Source organism: Rhizobium sp. PRIMUS64 (assembly GCF_023006465.1).
Lineage (GTDB): Bacteria > Pseudomonadota > Alphaproteobacteria > Rhizobiales > Rhizobiaceae > Rhizobium > Rhizobium leguminosarum.
Window position 1 is genome coordinate 1 of record NZ_JALBGX010000135.1, and the last position, 17706, is coordinate 17706.

Consider the following 17706-nt stretch of genomic DNA (forward strand, 5'->3'; position numbering starts at 1 on the left):
CCTCAGGGGCACGCCGCTTGCGGCGGGCACGAGGCTTACCTGATGCCGCGTTTCCGCATGACCGTCGAATATGACGGCGGCCCCTATGTCGGCTGGCAGCGGCAGGAGAACGGCCCCTCGGTGCAGGGCGCGATCGAGGCCGCGGTGCTGTCGCTGACCGGCGAGACGGTGTCGATCCGCGGCGCCGGACGCACTGATTCCGGGGTCCATGCCATGGGGCAGGTGATCCATGCCGATCTTTCGAAGGCGTGGTCGCCCTACCAGCTGCAGAATGCGTTGAACGCGCATCTGAGGCTCGCCGGCGAGCGCGTCTCCATACTCGACGTTGAGGCGGTTGCCGATTTCTTCGATGCGCGCTTTTCGGCGCTGCGGCGCCATTACCTCTATCGCATCGTCAGTCGCCGGGCGCCGCTGGCGCTTGAAGCCGGCAAGGCCTGGTGGGTGCCGAAGGTGCTCGATCACGAGGTCATGCACGCTGCCGCCCAGAGGCTGGTCGGCAGGCACGATTTCTCCACCTTCCGCGCCGCCCATTGCCAGGCAAACAGCCCGGTGCGCACGCTCGACCGGCTGGATGTGACGCGCAATGGCGAACTGATCGAGATCCGCGCCACGGCGCAGAGTTTTCTCCACAACCAGATCCGTTCCTTCGCCGGCACGCTGAAGCTCGCCGGCGAAGGCAAATGGACGCCTGATGATGTCGAGGCGGCGCTTGAGGCGCGCGACCGCAAGGCCTGCGGCCCGGTGGCGCCGCCGGACGGGCTCTATTTCATGCGGGTTGATTATCCCGAGGTGATCGTCGATCGCCGAAGGCCGGTCACCGATACCGATGATGATCTGTCATGAAGATACCGCTCCAGCAGGAGCCTGATCAGGCGGGATAGATGCCGAGGAAGTGCTGCAGATATTCCGAAAGGATCATCGATGGCACGAGCAGCACCAGTGTCAACGCCCCGACCATCAGCGCGTGACCGTGGCAGATCATTCGGAGGATGCGCGCCAGCACGAAGACCTGCGCCAGCATGAAGGCGAGCAGCAGCAGCGAGACGAGGCCGACGGAGCCGGGCAGGAAGAACACCAGCGCCAGCAGCAGCCCGTTGATATAGGAGAGCGGCACGCCGAGCCAGTTGACGCTGACGACGACCGGGGCGAAACGCTCGCCCATGCGGACGGCAAGCAGCAGCAGCCCGGCAAAGACCAGCGGCACGAACCAGTTGGCGACCTCGACGAGGCCGAGCCTGATATAGAAGGCAAAGTTGACATCGGCTTCCGGCGGCATCGACCGCAGAAAGGCCTGTCGCCACCAGAGCCAGGAAATACCCATCGGCGGCAGGCACCAGAGCATCGCCCAGAACGAACGGTTGACGCCGCGCTCGGACATATCGAGGTAGCGGAAGCCGCGCGGATCCAGCCGGATCAGCAGCCAGAGGCCGGCCAGGTAATATTGAACCTCCCTAAAGCCCGGCATTGGCGAACCAGCGAGCGATGAAGGTTTGGTAGATCGCCGTCAGCGTCTCCAGATCGGCGACGGCGACGCGCTCGTCGACCATGTGCATTGTCTGGCCGACGAGGCCGAACTCGACGACCGGGCAATAATCCTTGATGAAGCGCGCATCCGATGTGCCGCCGGTGGTCGAAAGTCGCGGCGACTGGCCGGAAACGCTTTCGACGGCTGAAGACAGCGAGGCGATCAGCGCATTGTTGCGCGTCAGGAAGACATGGCTCGGCCGATCGGCCCAGACGATATCGTAGGCCACCGGCTCGCGGTCCGGCCGCAACGCGCCGTCCCGGGCAGCAACGTCCAGGCGGCGCAGGATTTCGGCCCGCAGCGTTTCAACGGTCCAGCTGTCGTTGAAGCGGATGTTGAAGCTTGCCGATGCCTTGGCCGGAATGACGTTGGTCGCCGGATTGCCGACATCGACCGTGGTCACTTCGAGGTTCGACGGCTGGAAATCGTCGGTGCCGCCGTCAAACGGCGGGTCCATCAGCGCGTGAGTCAGTTGCAGCATGCCGCGCACCGGATTGTCGGCAAGATGCGGATAGGCGGCATGACCCTGGACGCCATGAACGGTGATTTTACCCGACAGCGAGCCACGCCGGCCGATCTTGATCATGTCGCCGAGCCTGTCCGGATTGGTCGGCTCGCCGACCAGGCAGGCATCCCAGCTTTCGCCGCGTTCGGCCGCCCACTGCAGCAGCTTGATCGTGCCGTTGATCGCCGGCCCTTCCTCGTCGCCGGTGATCAGGAAGGAGATCGAGCCGTTGGGCGACCCGTTTTTCTCGATATGCCGGGCGACGGCGGCGACGAAGCAGGCAATACCGCCCTTCATGTCGACGGCGCCGCGGCCGAAAAGCTCGCCCTTGGAAATCTCGGCGGCAAACGGCGGATGCGTCCATGCGGTTTCGTCGCCGACCGGCACGACATCGGTATGGCCGGCAAACATCAGATGCGGGCCATCCTTGCCGAGGCGGGCATAGAGGTTTTCGATGTCGGGCGTTCCCGCTTCGCTCGCCTTCACCCTGTCGACCGTAAAGCCGAGCGGCGCAAGCATCGCCTCCAGCGCCGACAGTGCGCCACCTTCGGCGGGCGTCACGGACGGGCAGCGAATCAGTGTCTGGAGATTGGCGACGGGGTCGGTAGCGGTCATGGCGGTCGAACTATCCGGCGGGAATGGCAAAGACATGGCAAGGCGGGGCCGCCTCGCGTAAAAAGACGCCGTCTGTTTACCGGATCAACGTCCCGGTGTCATCAATCTCTGAGCAGCTCGTTGATGCCGGTCTTCGAGCGGGTCTTCTCATCGACGCGCTTGACGATGACGGCGCAGTAGAGATGCGGCGCCGGCTGGCCGTTGCCCATCGTCGCATTGCCCGACGGCATCGAGCCGGCGACGACGACGGAATAGGGCGGCACTTCGCCGTAGGTCACCTCGCCGGTGGCGCGGTCGACGATCTTGGTCGACTTGCCGATATAGACGCCCATGCCGAGCACCGAGCCTTCGCGGATGATGCAGCCTTCGACCACCTCGGAACGGGCGCCGATGAAGCAATTGTCCTCGATGATCGTCGGGCCGGCCTGCATCGGTTCCAGCACGCCGCCGATGCCGACGCCGCCGGAGAGATGCACATGCTTGCCGATCTGCGCGCAGGAGCCGACCGTGGCCCAGGTATCGACCATCGTGCCTTCGCCGACATAGGCGCCGAGATTGACGAAGGAGGGCATCAGGATCGCGTTCGGGGCGATATAGGCCGAGCGGCGCACGACGCAGTTCGGCACGGCGCGGAAGCCGGCGGCGCGGAAGTGGTTCTCGCCCCAGCCCTCGAATTTCGAAGGAACCTTGTCCCACCAGGTGGAGTTGCCCGAGCCGCCCTTCACCACATCCATGTCGTTGAGGCGGAAGGACAGCAGCACGGCCTTCTTCAGCCATTGATTGACCGTCCAGGCACCGTCGGCGGAGCGTTCGGCAACGCGGGCCTGGCCGGCATCGAGCAGATCGAGTGCTGATTCGACCGCATCGCGAACCTCGCCCTTCGTCGACGTGTTCACATTGTCGCGATTGTCGAAGGCGGCTTCGATGATCTTTTCGAGGGATGCGAGGTCGGTGGCGCTCATGAGAATTCCTTAAACTTCGATCTTTATCGTGGAGACGGCGGGGTCTCCGGAATTGCGGTTGGCGGGGTTTACCCTGCTCTACAGCATGAAGCCGTAGAACGGAATGATTTTTCCGACAAGATCATACCTGGATTCAAGGCGTTATAGCGACATATCCGGCTTCGTAGCCGGCAATACTGAAAGGCATTTCGACATGGCGAAGGGACGAAACGGCGGTTCGCGGCGCAAGGATGGCGTATGGGACCCGCTGAAGAGCAGCTCAACCGACAGGCAGCGCGCCGAAGCCGTGCCGAAGACGCCGCAGACGATGTCGCCTGCCTACCGCCTTGCCTATGTCGACGAGGATTTCCTCTGCCGCGAGGAGTTGCGGCCGATCCGCCTGCAGCTGGAACTGATGAAGCCGGAGATGATGCTGACCGAACGCGGCATCAGGTCGACCGTCGTCATGTTCGGCGGCGCCCGCATTCCCGCCCCCGGCCAGAGCGCCTGGGCGGCCCGCAACGATATCCAGCGCGTCAACCTGGAGGCGGCTTCCGTCTATTATGACGAGGCGCGCAAATTCGCCCGGCTCTGCTCGAAATATTCTGCCACCTTCAATTTCCACGAATATGTCATCGTCACCGGCGGCGGCCCTGGCGTGATGGAGGCCGGCAATCGCGGCGCGGCCGACGAGGGCGCCCCTTCGATCGGCCTCAACATCGTACTGCCGCACGAGCAGGCGCCGAACGCCTATGTGACGCCGGAACTCAGCTTCAACTTCCACTATTTTGCCATCCGCAAGATGCATTTCATGGTGCGCGCCAAGGCGATCGCCGTCTTTCCCGGCGGCTTCGGCACGCTCGACGAATTCTTCGAATGCCTGACGCTGATCCAGACCGGCCGCATGGAGCGCCTGCCGCTGATCCTTTTCGGGGAGGCGTTCTGGCGGAGCATCATCAATTTCGACGCATTGGCGGAATTCGGGACGATTGCGCCCGACGACGTCAAGCTGATCAGCTTCGTCGATACGGCCGAAGAGGCATGGAAGATCGTCCAGAATTTCTACGAACACCGCGAATAGGCGCTTCGGAGGGACACGCTGCAGAGCCTCTCCCCGTCGAGACGGGGAAAGGCAAGGGCAAGTCGTCGTCCGGCCTTAGAGCAATTCCAGCAAAAGTGCGTAGCGGTTTTGCGTCCGGAATTGCGTGAAAACAAAGAGATAGAGCATGATGCCGAAAAGTGTGAGCGGTTTTCGGACGACATCATGCTCTCACTCTTTAACTTAGAACAGGATTGAGATTTTAGGCCGATCCGGCCTAAAAATCCTGTTCTAGAGCAGCGGCCGGTCCGGCATGTCGTCGATCGAGATGACGCCGTCCTTGTTGCGGTCCATCCGGGTGAACAGCTTGTCGAAGGCGGCTTCGGCTTCCTGTTTGGAAATCTGGCCGTTCTGGTCGGTGTCGACCCGGTGCATCATGATCGAGGCACGCATGATGTTGCCGCCATGGCGCATCCAGCGCTGTCCGTCACGACCACCATGACCATCGCGCGGCGGCCGTCCTTGGTCGTTGTTGTCCGGCGTCGCGGCTGCGGCGTTCGCATCCTTGTTTTCGCCGGCCTCCTGCTTGCGCTGATCTCTCATCGCCTGCATCTGCGTTTGCCGGTACTCACGGATTTCGCCCGGTGTCAGCGAACCGTCCTTGTTGGTGTCGATCGCGGCGAAGAGCTTGTCGATGCCGGCCGTCGCCTCGTCCTTGGAGACCTTCCCGTCCTTGTTCGCGTCGAACTGCTTGAGCATGCGGACATAGGTGATTTCGCGGAAGGCGGCAGCCCCCGGACCGTGCATGCCGGCGTGCTGGCGCGGCCCGTCGCCGGGTGCGGCAAAGCCTGCCCCGGCGGTTGCACCGAAGATGAGGGTGGAGGAAAGCGCTGCCAGTATCAGCTTGTTGCGGTACATCGTGTTTGCCTTTCGTAAGGTGTCCCCTCACGAAAGAAGATATGGCCGCAGTCCCGGAAGACCCAGTTAAACATCGGTAAGCTGAGTGAAAACTTGGTAATCTAATGCATGTCGCTCAAAACTGTGCAGCGGTTTTGGGAGAGCGACATGCATCAAATGAAGACCTAAAGCCGTCAGCTGGTAGCCTTGCCGAGGCCGATAATCTTGCGGAGAAAAGCGGCGAGATCGTCGGTGACGAAATCGATATGATCCTCCTCGCCGCTGGTCTTTTCCCACCATTCGACGACCGTCTCTTCCAGATTGCGCGGCACGAGCAGTACGGTCTGCATGCCGAGCGCCTTCGGCACCGTCAGGTTGCGCGGTAGATCCTCGAACATGGCGGCCTTGGTGGTTTCGACCCGCTTCAGCGCTGTGAACTTGTCGTAGGTCGCCTGCGCCGGCTTCGGCACGTAGTCGGCAGCGACGATATCGAAGATGTCGTCGAAATGATCGAGAATGCCGAGCGCCTCCGCCGTCATTTCGGCATGCTTGACGCTGCCATTGGTGAAGATGAACTTGCGCCCCGGCAGCGCCTTGATCGCCTCGCCGAGTTCCGGCTGCGGCGTCAGCGCCGTGTAGTCGATCGCATGTGCCTTTTCGAGGAAGTCGTTCGGGTCGATGCCGTGATGGATCATCAAGCCCTGCAGCGTCGTGCCATGGTCGAGGTAATATTGCTTCTGCAGCTTGCGCGCCTCTTCCCGCTCCATCTGCAGGAGTGCCGCGACATAGGCGGTCATGTTCTTGTCGATCTGCGCGAAGAGATTGACATGATGCGGATAGAGCGTGTTGTCGAGGTCGAAGACCCAGTCTGTGACGTGCTCGAAATCGGTTTTATCAGGCGTGCGGTCGATCTTGGTCATGGCGGTCTTATGGCACGGCTGCTGCCGCAAGGAAATCGACAAGAAAGAATAGACGCCCGATTTTCGGCGGACGGCGCAGGCACGGAATGTTAGAAAGCGGTCATGCTTTTCGAACGCCCCGATGATGATACGCTCTATGATGCCCTGATCGCGCGCAGCGCCGATTACGAGGGTCAGGCCTATGTCCGCGTCAAGACGACAGGCATTTTCTGTCGCCTGACCTGCCCGGCGCGCAAGCCGAAGCGGGAAAATACGATCTTTTTCGACACGATCGCCGCCTGCATGCATTCCGGCTTCCGCCCGTGCCAGCGCTGCAGGCCGCTGGAGCAGCCGGGCAGGGAACCAATCGTCGATGAGCTGCTTGCCGCACTGGACCGCGAGCCGCAGCTGCGCTGGACCGAGGATGAGCTTGTGCGCCGGGGCCACGATCCCTCGACCGTGCGTCGCGCCTTCAAGCGGGCGCTCGGCATGACCTTTCACGATATCGTCCGTTATCGCCGGCTGGGTGAAGCGGCCCGGCAACTGGCCGATGGCGCACGCGTCATCGATGCGCAGCTTGAGGCGGGATATGAATCTCCAAGTGGTTTCCGGACGGCTTTTCAGCGGCTCGTCGGCAAGGCGCCGGCGCTCTCGCAGAACCGTGAACTTCTCTTTGCCAACTGGCTCGAGACGCCGCTCGGACCGATGGTGGCCGTTGCCGACCAGACGCATCTCCACCTTCTCGAATTCCACGATCGCAAGGCACTGCCGACCGAGCTCGAGGCGCTGCAGAAGCGTGTCCGCTCCTCGGTTGCGATCGGCCGCACGCCGGCGATCGACCAGATCGAGGCAGAAATCCGGGATTATTTCGAAGGGCGGCTGACGGTCTTCAGGACGCCATTGGCCCTCGGCGGCACGCCCTTCGAAAAACATGTCTGGGCAAAGCTCATCGATATCCCTGCCGGCCAGACGCGCGCCTATGGCGATCTTGCAAGGGAGATGGAAAGGCCTGAAGTGGTGCGTGCCGTCGGCCGCGCCAACGGCGCCAATCAGCTTGCCATCATCGTGCCCTGCCATCGCATCCTCGGCGCGGATGGTTCGTTGACCGGCTATGGCGGGGGGCTCTGGCGCAAGCAATGGCTGCTGCGGCATGAAGAGAAGATCAGCACACAAGCAAGGATGGAGGAGACGGCATGAACCAGAACGAAAAGGCAAGGGCATTCGGCGCATTGCACCGCAAGGGCGACCCGGTTGTTCTTTACAATATCTGGGATGCCGGGACGGCGAAGGCAGTTGCCGATGCCGGCGCCAAGGCGCTTGCCACAGGAAGCTGGTCGGTCGCCGCTGCCCATGGTTATGCCGACGGTGAGAAGCTGCCGATGTCGGTGCTGGTCGAGACAGCAAAATCCATCACCGCTGTCGTCGATCTACCGCTTTCTGTCGATTTCGAAGGCGCCTATTCGGCCGAGCCTGAGGGGGCCGCCGCCAACGTCGCCAAGCTGGTGGAGGTCGGCGCCGTCGGCATCAATTTCGAGGATCAGGTCGTCGGCGGTGGCGGGCTTTATCCGGCCGAGAGGCAGGCTGCCCGCATCCGCGCCATTCGCGCCATGGCGGAAGGCGAGGGCATTCCCTTCTTCATCAATGCCCGTACCGATCTTTTCCTGGCCGAGAGCGATCTTGCCAAACATGCCGGTCTGGTGGACGAGGCGATCGAGCGAGGCAAGGCCTATGCGGCGGCCGGCGGCAGCGGCTTCTTCGTTCCCGGTCTGATCGATCCCGCCTTGATCGAGAAGATCTGCGCCGCATCGCCGTTGCCGGTCAATATCATGATGCGGACAGGCGCCCCTGACGTGAAGACGCTCGCCAAGCTCGGTGTCGGCCGCGTCAGTTATGGCCCGGGGCCTTACCGGTCGATGATGGAAAAGTTGAAACAGGAGGCAGCGGCGATCTATAGCCTGCTCTGACGTCGAATGCCCGAGGGCCGCAGATCTGGTGCGGAAGGCTGCGGCCCGGAATGAAATCTCGTTCTGCTCAGGAACGGAAGCGCAGATTCCGCCGGCTGAGCTGGCTGACCGAGGTGCAGCCCATCAGCTTCATGCCGCGCTCGATCTCGGTACGCATCGTCTCCAGCGCCCGTTCGACGCCGGGCTGTCCGGCAGCGGCAAGCGGGAAGAGATAGTAGCGCCCGAGCCCGACGGCCTTCGCCCCCAGCGACAGCGCTTTAAGAACATGTGTTCCCCGCTGCACGCCGCCATCCATCATCACGTCGATCCGGTCGCCGACGGCGTCGACGATCTCGGCCAGCTGGTCGAATGCGCTGCGCGAGCCGTCGAGCTGGCGCCCGCCATGATTGGAAAGCACGATGCCGCTGCAGCCGATATCGGCCGCGCGCTTGGCGTCTTCGACTGACATGATGCCCTTCAGGCAGAATGGCCCGCCCCATTCGCGCACCATCTCCGCCACGTCGTCCCACGACATCGAGGGGTCCAGCATCTCGGTGAAGTATCGGCTGATCGACAGCGCGCCGCCATCCATCTTGACGTGGTTTTCGAGCTGCGGCAGCCGGAAGCGCTCGTGCGTCAGCCAGTCGATCGCCCAGGAAGGCTTGATCGCGAACTGGGTCATGCCGGCAAGATTGAGCTTGAAGGGAATGGCAAAGCCCGTGCGCTTATCGCGCTCGCGGTTGCCGCCGGTGATGCTGTCGACCGTCAGCATCATCGCCTGCACGCCGGCATTTTTCGCTCGCGCCATCATCTCGCGGTTGAGGCCGCGGTCCTTGTGGAAATAGAACTGATAGACCTGCGGCCCGTTGCTGATCGTTCTGGCTTCCTCCAGGCTGATCGTGCCGAGCGAGGAGACGCCGAACATCGTGCCATGTTTTGCCGCCGCCGCCGCGACCGCCCGCTCCCCCTGGTGGTGAAAGAGGCGCTGCAATGCCGTCGGAGAGCAATAGACCGGCATTGCGAGCTTCTGCCCCATCACGGTCACCGACATGTCGACCTCGGCCACACCGCGCAAAACGTCAGGCACCAGATCGCAAGCCTCGAAGGCCGCCGTATTGCGCCGGTACGTCACCTCGTCATCGGCACCGCCGTCGATATAGTCGAATATCGGCCCGGGAAGCCGCCGTTTGGCCATGCGCCGGAAATCGTGAAAATTATAGCAGTCTGTCAGGCGCATTTCTTTCCCCGATATCCTGTTCCCGTGTGAGGAAGATCCGCCCTTCGCAAGTGAAGGGCGCAGCCTCGATCAGGGAACGATCAGTGTTCCGACACCGTGCTCGGTGAAGATCTCGAGCAGCACGGAGTGGGCGGTCTTGCCGTTCAGGATGACGACGCCCTGCACGCCGGCCTTGATCGCATCGATGCAGGTCTCGACTTTGGGAATCATGCCGCCCGAAATCGTGCCGTCGGCGATCAGCGCATGCGCTTCGGCGACGGAAAGCTCCTTGAGGAGCTGGCCGTTCTTGTCGAGCACGCCGGGCACATCGGTGAGGAACAGCAGACGGGTGGCGTTGAGCGCGCCGGCAATGGCGCCGGCAAAGGTATCGGCATTGATATTGTAGGTGGCGCCGTCACGGCCAGGCGCGACGGGGGCGATGACCGGGATCATCTCGGAGCGGGCGAGCAGATCGAGCAGCGTGCGGTCGACCTCGACCACTTCGCCGACGAAGCCAAGATCAAGCACGCGCTCGATGTTCGAATCCGGATCCTTGACGGTCTTGCGCGCCTTTTCGGCGAAGACCATGTTGCCGTCCTTGCCGCAAAGGCCGATCGCCCATTCGCCGGTCTGGTTGATGAGCGCGACGATTTCCTTGTTGATCGAGCCGGCGAGCACCATCTCGACGATTTCGACCGTCTTTTGGTCGGTGACGCGAAGCCCGCCCTCGAATTTCGATTCGATGCCCATCTTGCTCAGCATGGCGCCGATCTGCGGGCCGCCGCCATGAACGACGATCGGGTTGACGCCGGATTGCTTCAAAAGGGCGATGTCGCTGGCAAAGGCCTTGCCGAGCTCGGGATTGCCCATGGCGTGGCCGCCATATTTCACGACAATCGTCTTGTTCTCGTAACGCTGCATGAAGGGCAGTGCCTTGGCCAGAAGCCGTGCCTGCATTTCGCTTTCGGTTTCGTTCATGGGAACCCCGCAGAATTGTTCGCGGCCTTTTATCGCAAGTTTCTGACAGAGGGAATAATCCAGAGGGCAATAGTTTTTCGTATCTGGCGCGGAGCCGGACGCTGTTACCGTCTGGCGCACGCAAGCTTGAGATGAGGAACGGCATGCAAGGCGATGACATCGCAGACCTGATCGGCCGCGTCGCACTCGGCGACCGCAGGGCTTTCGTGGCCCTCTACAATCAAACCGGACCGAAACTTTTCTCGATCTGCCTGCGTATCTTGAAGGATCGCACGGAAGCCGACGAGGCCCTGCAGGAAGTCTATATCAGCATCTGGCAGCGCGCGCGCAGCTTCTCCGTCGCCTCGGGTTCGTCATCGGCATGGCTCGCCGCGATTGCCCGCAACCGGTCGATCGATGCGCTGCGGGCGCGCAAGCCCGTCGCCGACGAATTGGACACGGTCTATGAACTTGCCGATGCCGGGCCCGACCCGGAAATGCAGACGGTGACGAAGGATGAAGGAAGGCGGATTGACACCTGCATGGAAGAGTTGGAAGCTGATCGCGCGGTCGCGGTGAAACGGGCTTATGTCGAAGGGCTGAGCTATCAGGAACTGGCCGATCAGTTTGGTGTCCCGCTGAACACGATGCGGACCTGGCTTAGGCGCAGCCTCTTGAAACTGAGAGAGTGCATGGAACGATGACATCGCCCGACAAAAGCAAGGGAGACCGCTCCCGCGACGAGGTTCTCGCCGGCGAATATGTGCTTGGCGTCCTGTCGCTGCAGGATCGCCGGGTGGTGGAAGAGCGCATGCGCCACGATCGGCCTTTCGCTGCGATCGTCAGCCGTTGGGAAACCAACCTCTCCTCCTTCAATGACGAGTATGAAGCCGCCGCTCCGAACCGGGAAACCTTCAAGCAGATCGAGGCGCGGCTTTTCGGCGATGGCCAAAGGCCCGCATCCTTTTCGCAAGGGCTCTGGAATTCCGCCGTTTTCTGGCGTTCGCTGAGCTTTGCTTGCATCGTTGTCGCCGTCAGCGCCGTCATCTTCGCCTCCGGCGTGGTGCCGGAGCCGCAGGGACCGGCACCGCTGGTAGCCTCGCTTTCGGGCCAGAACAGCACCATCAATCTTCTCGCCTCCTATGAGCTGCAGAGCGGCCGGCTGAAGATCGTGCCGGTCGCCGCCGGCAAGCCGGAGGAGAAGTCGCTGGAACTCTGGCTGGTGCCGGGCAGCGGCATGACGAGATCGCTCGGCGTCTTCCAGCCGGGCGAAAGCGGCGAACTTGTCATTCCCGCCGATCTGCGCAGCCAAGTCGCCGATGGCGCAACGCTTGCCGTCAGCCTCGAACCCTTCGGCGGTTCGCCGACCGGACAGGCGACCGGTCCGGTGATCGCAAGCGGCCCCTTGCACCGGCCATGATCGCACCAGCCATGATCGTGCCGGCCGTCAATCAAATTTCTCTTGTCTGAAACTCTTCGGCGCGGCCCTCCGTAGTTCGAATTGTCCGGACGACGCTCAGGCATAAAGCCCCGCGGATGGTGTCCGGTGAGGAGAGAATCATGATCAAGTCCGTATTGCGCGGCTTCGCGCTCGCCACAGCCATGTCCGCCGTCGCCTTTGCTGCCGCCAAGAACCCGGTGGTCGGCGGTGCTGCGATGTTCGATAGCAAGAACATCATCGAGAACGCCGTGAACTCCAAGGATCACACGACGCTGGTCGCCGCCGTCAAGGCCGCCGGCCTGGTCGGCACGCTCGAGGGCAAGGGCCCCTTCACCGTCTTTGCGCCGACCAACGAAGCCTTTGCCGCGCTGCCGAAAGGCACCGTCGATACGCTGCTGAAGCCGGAAAACAAGGCGACGCTGACTAAGGTTCTGACCTGCCACGTCGTTGCTGCCGATGCGATGGCCAAGACCGTTGCCAAGATGATCAAGGATGACGGCGGCGAGCACGACATCAAGACCGTCGGCGGCTGCGTGCTGAAAGCCAAGGAAAGCATGGGCAAGATCACGTTGACCGATGAAAACGGCGGCGTCTCCCATGTGACGATTGCCGACGTCAAGCAGTCGAACGGCGTCATCCACGTCGTCGACAAGGTACTGCTGCCGAAGATGTAAGCCCGCTCGTATCGGCAGACGCATTGGGGCGCTCTTGGGGCGCCCCAAACACAAATCGATGAGGTGGCTAGCGCATAACCCCGAAAATCGGAATCGATTTTCGGAAAGGCTCTAGCGCGTCTGAAAAGACGCGCGGCGCTCTATTGGGCCGCTTCGGTTCTCGGGAAGACGAGGGAGACACTCATGCCGGTGTCAGGGGACGAGCTCACTTCAACCTCGGCGCGGGCATTCTGTTTCAGCGACTGTACGATCATCGCGCTCAGCTTTCCCGGTTGCGGCCAGGTTACATCCTGGGGAAGACCGACCCCGTTATCAGCAACGGTGATCCTGCACCCGGTATCGCTGACGACACAGCGGAGCGTGATTTCGCCGCCATCACGCCCCACGAAGGCATGCTTCAGCGTATTGGTGAGGAGTTCGTTGATGACGAGACCGGCCGGCATGGCGACATCGACCGAAACCGGCCAGGTATCGACCTTCATGTCCAGCCGGATCCCTTCCACCGCGTGGGCCGCCATTACCGAGGCGGCAATCTGGCTGACATAGGTGCCAAGATCGACTGTGGCGCCTTTCTCTTCGTCCGACAGCGAGCGATAGAGCAGGGCCAAAGCTTCAATCCGCCCGGCAAGCCGTGCAAACCTCTCGCTTTCCTCATTCTGTTGAGCATTGCGCGCCTCCATTCGGATGAGCGCCGTGATCATCTGAAGATTGTTCTTCACGCGATGTTGAAGTTCCCGCAGAAGGACATCCTTCTCCGTCAGCAGTTCGCTGAAGCTCTCAGCGGCCGTCGCCTCATTGCGGGCAGCAAAGGCCACCAATCGGAAGAGTGGCGTGTCATCGTCGTCGACGATCGTATTCGACCAGACATCGACAATGACGGTACTCTCCGGTTCGGCCGCCAGCGAGAAGGCACCAATATACTCCTCCGCAGAGGTCACAGCGGCCGTGAGCGGCACCTCTCCGGAGACGGCGATGGACTCCAATTCAATTTCCGCCCAGGGTTTTCCCTGGACCGCGGTTGCCTCAAGCGCCGTCAGCCGTTCGAATTCGAGGTTGACGTAAATCAGCGGCTCGTCGCCACCGAGTTCGGAGACAGCCACCGCGAATGGCACATGATCGAGAAAGTGTCGAAACCGGTCGTCATCGAGGGCTTCGGCAAGATGGGGCAAGTTGCCGACGCCTTCCGGCGAAATCGGCGGGTCTTTGCTATCGGTCATCAAATATTACTCGTGGACGCGGCTGCTCCCGCACGGCAGGAGAACTAGGGTTGCTTCAAAAACTGCGGGGACGCAAGCGCTGATCGGCGGCACGTCCATCGATTGCCGGCCACAGAGTGATTTAAGCCCGGTCATAGGTAAATGACGTCAGCAGGGTCGTGACGAAATTGCTCGCTCTTTCCTTGACCAGGACTTCCGTCCATTCATCAGTCCCGCGTAGCCGCAAATCCGTGTAAATGCTGTCGACGGCCGCTTCTTCGATACGTTTGATATGGGTCCTGAACGACGCTTCGCCGCCGGCGTGATACATGTCTCTGATGACCATGCGCAGGATCTCCTGAATGGCGATCTGCCAGGCCGTATTGATCGATTGAAGTTCGTTCGCAGTCTCTGCCATTGACGCTTCCTTGGTTCGAGTGAATGCCAGCACGCCTTCGGCCATGCTGCAGCGCGCGATCTGCAAGCCCGTCATTTCAGACGCGGTTTAAGTCTCGAGCCCTGTCGATCGGGTGGTGATCTCAGCGAGCCCTGGCGCGTTTGGCAATGAGGGCAGAGGTTGCCGACACCCGGTCGCTCTGTTCCCTCGCAAGCCGGGCTTCCCGCAGCCGCAACGTCTTTGCCTGCTGCGATTGGGCGTCGGATTCGAGCTCTTCGGCCGCCTGGTTCTTCGCGAAGAACTGGGTCTGGACGCTGCCGAAGGCAATCTCCGCCCGCTGGCGAGATTTGCTGTATGTCTCTGTCATGTTGGCTCCGATACGGGAGGGCTCGACGCGCGAGCGAAAACAAAAAAGGCCAGGCAAATCGCCTGGCCTTGGATTGATAACGTGCTTCCGGCAGTGCCAGTACATCCGTGGTCAAAGGGAAGCAGATACCGATTTAAGCGTTCTGGAGATTGCAAGCGGACATCTTGCCCGACTTGTTGTCACGCTCGAGGTCGAAGCCGATCTTCTGGCCTTCGACGAGGTCGCGCATTCCGGCGCGCTCGACGGCGGAGATGTGAACGAAGGCGTCGTCGCCGCCATTATCAGGCTGAATGAAGCCGAAGCCTTTGGTGGAATTGAACCATTTAACTGTGCCAGTGGCCATGATGATGAACCCTTTCATAGCAATATTGAAAAACCGCAACGCAAAGGCGATGCGGATGGTGATAGCGATTTTTGAAAGGAAGTTCGTTCAGGGCGCGGTGCCAATCGCGCGATAACCAAGCCAGCAAGCAAAATTCGATGCTCGCTATCTAGCTCATCAAGCTTGCGTCGTCAACCGTTAGTTTTCCATTGGCGCTAAGTTCAACTATGGGATGTCGCGAAAGCCTTTACACCAAACAGGGCGCCGCGTCCGGGGCGCGTACGCCCTTTACTTCCAGCGGGCGATGCCGACGGTTTCGGCGATCGCCTGGCGCAGTTCGTCCAGCCCATCGCCCTTTTCGGACGAAGTGGACAGCACGCCGGGATAGGCGGCCGGGCGCTTGCGGATCTTTTCCGCCGTTTCCGCAAGCAGCTTCGGCACGCCAGCCGCCTTGATCTTGTCGGTCTTGGTCAGCACGATCTGATAGGAGACCGCGGCCTTGTCGAGCAGATCAAGCACGTCATCGTCGTTCTTCTTGATGCCGTGGCGGCTGTCGATCAGCACATAGACGCGCTTCAGCGTCGCGCGGCCGCGCAGGTAGTCGAAGACGAGCTTGGTCCACTTGTCGACTTGCTCCTTCGGCGCCTGCGCATATCCATAGCCCGGCATGTCGACAATCGCCGTCGGCGGCAGGTCGCCGCCTTCGCCGGAATAGCCGTCCGGCACGAAATAATTGAGTTCCTGCGTGCGTCCCGGCGTGTTCGAGGTGCGCGCCAGGCCCTTCTGGCCGACCAGCGCATTGATCAGCGAGGATTTACCGACATTCGAGCGACCGGCAAAGGCCACTTCCAACGGCCCTTCCGGCGGCAGGAAGTTGAGGGACGGTACGCCGCGGATGAAGATCCATGGGTGGCCGAAGAGCGGCTTTTCGGTTTCGGGCATGCGGGCTCTGCAATCTCTGGGTTGGGTCTTTTACCGGGCTTCGTGGTTTTGCGGGCGGATGTCAAGCTTCGAGGCCGTTTGCAGGCCATTGCCTGCCTCCGTCTTCCGCTGCCGGAAAAGAAAAGCCCCGCCGGAGCGGGGCTTGGCAAGCGTCATTTCGATGGCGCCGTTTTTCGTCGGAACAGACCCTTCAGATTGTCGAAGAGTTCGACCTTGACGCCGTGGCGCTTCATGATCACCGACTGCTGCGCCACCGAGAGCGTGTTGTTCCAGGCCCAGTAGATGACCAGGCCGGCCGGGAAGCTTGCCAGCATGAACATGAACACCAGCGGCATCCAGGTGAAGATCATCGCCTGCGTCGGATCGGGCGGCGTCGGGTTCATGCGCATCTGCAAGAACATCGTGATGCCCATGATCAGCGGCCAGACGCCGAGATGCAGAATGGTCGGCGCCTCGAACGGCAGCAGGCCGAACAGATTGACGATCGTCGTCGGATCGGGCGCCGAAAGGTCCTTGATCCAGCCGAAGAACGGCGCGTGCCGCATTTCGATGGTGATGTAGATCACCTTGTAGAGCGAGAAGAAGATCGGGATCTGCAGCGCCACCGGCCAGCAGCCGGCGATCGGATTGATCTTCTCTTCCTTGTAAAGCTGCATCGTCGCCTGCTGCAGCCCCATGCGGTCGTCGGCGAATTTCGCCTTCAGCTCCTCCATCTTCGGCTGCATACGCTTCATGTTCGCCATCGAAGCGTACTGCTTGCTGGCGAGCGGGAAGAACAGAGCCTTGACGACGATGGTCGTGCACAGGATCGCCACGCCGAAATTGCCGAAGTAGCGGAAGAAGAAGTCCATCAGCTTGAACATCGGCTTGGTGATGAAATAGAACCAGCCCCAGTCGATCAGCCGGTCGAACTTCGGGATCGAATAGCTGGCTTCATAGCCGTCGATGACGGGCACTTCCTTGGCGCCGGCGAAGACGAGGTTCTTCAGTTCGATCGATTGGCCGGGCGCAACGGTGAAGGCATCGTCCTTGTAATCGGCTTGATAGCGCGGCTGGCCATCGGCAAAGTGCGAGAAGCGCGCCTCATAGGCCGCACTCTGCGGCGGAACGATCGTCGCCGCCCAGTATTTGTCGGTAATGCCAAGCCAGCCGCCGGTGGATTTCGCCGGCATCACGGCTTCCTTTTCGGCGGCGCTATATTTGGTTTCGATCAGGCCGTCTTCGCCGATGACGCCGATGAAGCCTTCATGCAGCACGTAGACGGAGGGTGTCGTCGGCTTGTTGTAGCGCGTCACCCGGCCGTAGGAAGACAGCGAGGCGGGCGCCTGGCCGGCATTGCTGATCTTGTCGGCGACGGTGAACATGTAGCGTTCGTCGACGGAAATCGTGCGGGTAAAGGTCAGGCCCTTGTCGTTGGTATAGGAGAGCGTCACCGGCGTCTTTTCGGTGAGCTTGGCGCCCTCAGGTGCGGTCCACAGCGTCGAGGCGCCGGGAACGTTGCCCGTTGCGTCGCTGCCGATATAGCCGAGCTCGGTGAAATAGCCGTCCTTGGTCTCGGCCGGGCTGAACAGCGTGATGATCGGGCTCGAGTCGTCGACGGTCTCGTGATAGCCCTTGAGCTTCAGATCGTCGAGGCGGGCGCCGGCAAGGTTGATCGAGCCGGAAAGTGCTGGGGTGTCGATGACGACACGCGGGGTCTTTGCCAGCGCCTGCTCGAGCGTCGCCGTCGCGGCTGCCTGGCCGGAAGGGGCCGTACCGCTCGGCTGGGCCGGCTTGCCCACGGGCGGACCGATGTCGAGAAGCTTGACGAAGGCGTCGGTGCCGGGGAAG

The 17706-nt window shown here is 61.6% G+C and carries 20 protein-coding genes; 7 read left to right on the forward strand and 13 right to left on the reverse strand.

Going from position 1 to position 17706, the window contains the following annotated elements:
- Nucleotides 1–42: 42 nt before the first annotated feature.
- A complete protein-coding gene (gene truA / locus MOV76_RS32450; RefSeq protein WP_247266055.1) occupies nucleotides 43–843 on the forward strand; it encodes a tRNA pseudouridine(38-40) synthase TruA in 801 nt (266 codons plus the stop codon).
- 25 nt (nucleotides 844–868) lie between these two features.
- On the opposite strand, the gene MOV76_RS32455 is transcribed toward truA, so the two are convergent.
- From MOV76_RS32455 to dapD, 3 genes are all read right to left on the reverse strand, one after another.
- On the reverse strand, nucleotides 869–1465 hold the full coding sequence (locus MOV76_RS32455) for a hypothetical protein (RefSeq protein WP_018447757.1): 597 nt from the start codon (nucleotides 1463–1465) through the stop codon (nucleotides 869–871).
- The gene (gene dapE, locus MOV76_RS32460; RefSeq protein ID WP_247266049.1) at nucleotides 1452–2645 is read right to left on the reverse strand and encodes a succinyl-diaminopimelate desuccinylase; all 1194 of its coding nucleotides are present in this window, start codon (nucleotides 2643–2645) and stop codon (nucleotides 1452–1454) included. Before dapE ends, MOV76_RS32455 begins: the two co-directional genes overlap by 14 nt.
- 101 nt (nucleotides 2646–2746) lie before the next feature.
- On the reverse strand, nucleotides 2747–3607 hold the full coding sequence (gene dapD, locus MOV76_RS32465; protein ID WP_018447755.1) for a 2,3,4,5-tetrahydropyridine-2,6-dicarboxylate N-succinyltransferase: 861 nt from the start codon (nucleotides 3605–3607) through the stop codon (nucleotides 2747–2749).
- A 193-nt stretch (nucleotides 3608–3800) separates the two neighbouring features.
- Between dapD and MOV76_RS32470 the strand changes: the two genes are divergently transcribed.
- On the forward strand, nucleotides 3801–4667 hold the full coding sequence (locus tag MOV76_RS32470) for an LOG family protein (RefSeq protein ID WP_026230888.1): 867 nt from the start codon (nucleotides 3801–3803) through the stop codon (nucleotides 4665–4667).
- A gap of 249 nt (nucleotides 4668–4916) precedes the next feature.
- On the opposite strand, the gene MOV76_RS32475 is transcribed toward MOV76_RS32470, so the two are convergent.
- Nucleotides 4917–5543 carry a calcium-binding protein gene (locus tag MOV76_RS32475; RefSeq protein WP_028731655.1) on the reverse strand — a complete coding sequence of 209 codons (627 nt, stop codon included), beginning with the start codon at nucleotides 5541–5543 and terminating at the stop codon, nucleotides 4917–4919.
- A 173-nt stretch (nucleotides 5544–5716) separates the two neighbouring features.
- Nucleotides 5717–6442: a pyrimidine 5'-nucleotidase gene (locus MOV76_RS32480; protein WP_028731654.1), complete on the reverse strand. Its 726-nt coding sequence runs from the start codon at nucleotides 6440–6442 to the stop codon at nucleotides 5717–5719.
- A 102-nt stretch (nucleotides 6443–6544) separates the two neighbouring features.
- Between MOV76_RS32480 and MOV76_RS32485 the strand changes: the two genes are divergently transcribed.
- Both MOV76_RS32485 and MOV76_RS32490 read left to right on the forward strand, forming a co-directional pair.
- A complete protein-coding gene (locus tag MOV76_RS32485; protein ID WP_247266050.1) occupies nucleotides 6545–7618 on the forward strand; it encodes a bifunctional transcriptional activator/DNA repair enzyme AdaA in 1074 nt (357 codons plus the stop codon).
- Complete coding sequence (locus MOV76_RS32490) at nucleotides 7615–8385, forward strand: isocitrate lyase/phosphoenolpyruvate mutase family protein (protein ID WP_247266051.1); 771 nt, start codon at nucleotides 7615–7617, stop codon at nucleotides 8383–8385. Before MOV76_RS32485 ends, MOV76_RS32490 begins: the two co-directional genes overlap by 4 nt.
- Nucleotides 8386–8452: 67 nt before the next feature.
- On the opposite strand, the gene MOV76_RS32495 is transcribed toward MOV76_RS32490, so the two are convergent.
- Both MOV76_RS32495 and argB read right to left on the reverse strand, forming a co-directional pair.
- Nucleotides 8453–9601 carry an alpha-hydroxy acid oxidase gene (locus tag MOV76_RS32495; RefSeq protein WP_028731651.1) on the reverse strand — a complete coding sequence of 383 codons (1149 nt, stop codon included), beginning with the start codon at nucleotides 9599–9601 and terminating at the stop codon, nucleotides 8453–8455.
- A gap of 69 nt (nucleotides 9602–9670) precedes the next feature.
- On the reverse strand, nucleotides 9671–10558 hold the full coding sequence (argB, locus tag MOV76_RS32500) for an acetylglutamate kinase (protein WP_018068726.1): 888 nt from the start codon (nucleotides 10556–10558) through the stop codon (nucleotides 9671–9673).
- A gap of 143 nt (nucleotides 10559–10701) precedes the next feature.
- On the opposite strand from argB, the gene MOV76_RS32505 reads away from it, so the two are divergent.
- The 3 genes from MOV76_RS32505 (at nucleotide 10702) to MOV76_RS32515 (ending at nucleotide 12652) form a co-directional block, all read left to right on the forward strand.
- On the forward strand, nucleotides 10702–11241 hold the full coding sequence (locus MOV76_RS32505) for a sigma-70 family RNA polymerase sigma factor (RefSeq protein ID WP_247266052.1): 540 nt from the start codon (nucleotides 10702–10704) through the stop codon (nucleotides 11239–11241).
- Entirely contained in the window at nucleotides 11238–11957 is a 720-nt protein-coding gene (locus MOV76_RS32510) for an anti-sigma factor domain-containing protein (RefSeq protein ID WP_018447749.1), read from the forward strand. Before MOV76_RS32505 ends, MOV76_RS32510 begins: the two co-directional genes overlap by 4 nt.
- A 140-nt stretch (nucleotides 11958–12097) precedes the next feature.
- Nucleotides 12098–12652 carry a fasciclin domain-containing protein gene (locus MOV76_RS32515; protein WP_018244547.1) on the forward strand — a complete coding sequence of 185 codons (555 nt, stop codon included), beginning with the start codon at nucleotides 12098–12100 and terminating at the stop codon, nucleotides 12650–12652.
- A 140-nt stretch (nucleotides 12653–12792) separates the two neighbouring features.
- On the opposite strand, the gene MOV76_RS32520 is transcribed toward MOV76_RS32515, so the two are convergent.
- The 6 genes from MOV76_RS32520 to yidC all read right to left on the reverse strand — a co-directional run.
- Nucleotides 12793–13869: a sensor histidine kinase gene (locus MOV76_RS32520; RefSeq protein ID WP_247266053.1), complete on the reverse strand. Its 1077-nt coding sequence runs from the start codon at nucleotides 13867–13869 to the stop codon at nucleotides 12793–12795.
- Nucleotides 13870–13990: 121 nt separating this feature from the next.
- Nucleotides 13991–14266 carry a hypothetical protein gene (locus MOV76_RS32525; RefSeq protein ID WP_065276786.1) on the reverse strand — a complete coding sequence of 92 codons (276 nt, stop codon included), beginning with the start codon at nucleotides 14264–14266 and terminating at the stop codon, nucleotides 13991–13993.
- A gap of 121 nt (nucleotides 14267–14387) precedes the next feature.
- Nucleotides 14388–14612 carry a hypothetical protein gene (locus MOV76_RS32530; RefSeq protein WP_028731647.1) on the reverse strand — a complete coding sequence of 75 codons (225 nt, stop codon included), beginning with the start codon at nucleotides 14610–14612 and terminating at the stop codon, nucleotides 14388–14390.
- Nucleotides 14613–14745: 133 nt separating this feature from the next.
- On the reverse strand, nucleotides 14746–14955 hold the full coding sequence (locus tag MOV76_RS32535; RefSeq protein WP_018244551.1) for a cold-shock protein: 210 nt from the start codon (nucleotides 14953–14955) through the stop codon (nucleotides 14746–14748).
- Between the two features lie 267 nt (nucleotides 14956–15222).
- Entirely contained in the window at nucleotides 15223–15876 is a 654-nt protein-coding gene (gene yihA / locus MOV76_RS32540) for a ribosome biogenesis GTP-binding protein YihA/YsxC (protein WP_011650240.1), read from the reverse strand.
- 152 nt (nucleotides 15877–16028) lie between these two features.
- Nucleotides 16029–17706, reverse strand: a 1678-nt coding sequence (gene yidC, locus MOV76_RS32545) for a membrane protein insertase YidC (RefSeq protein ID WP_247266054.1), incomplete at its 5' end; no start/stop codon positions are given.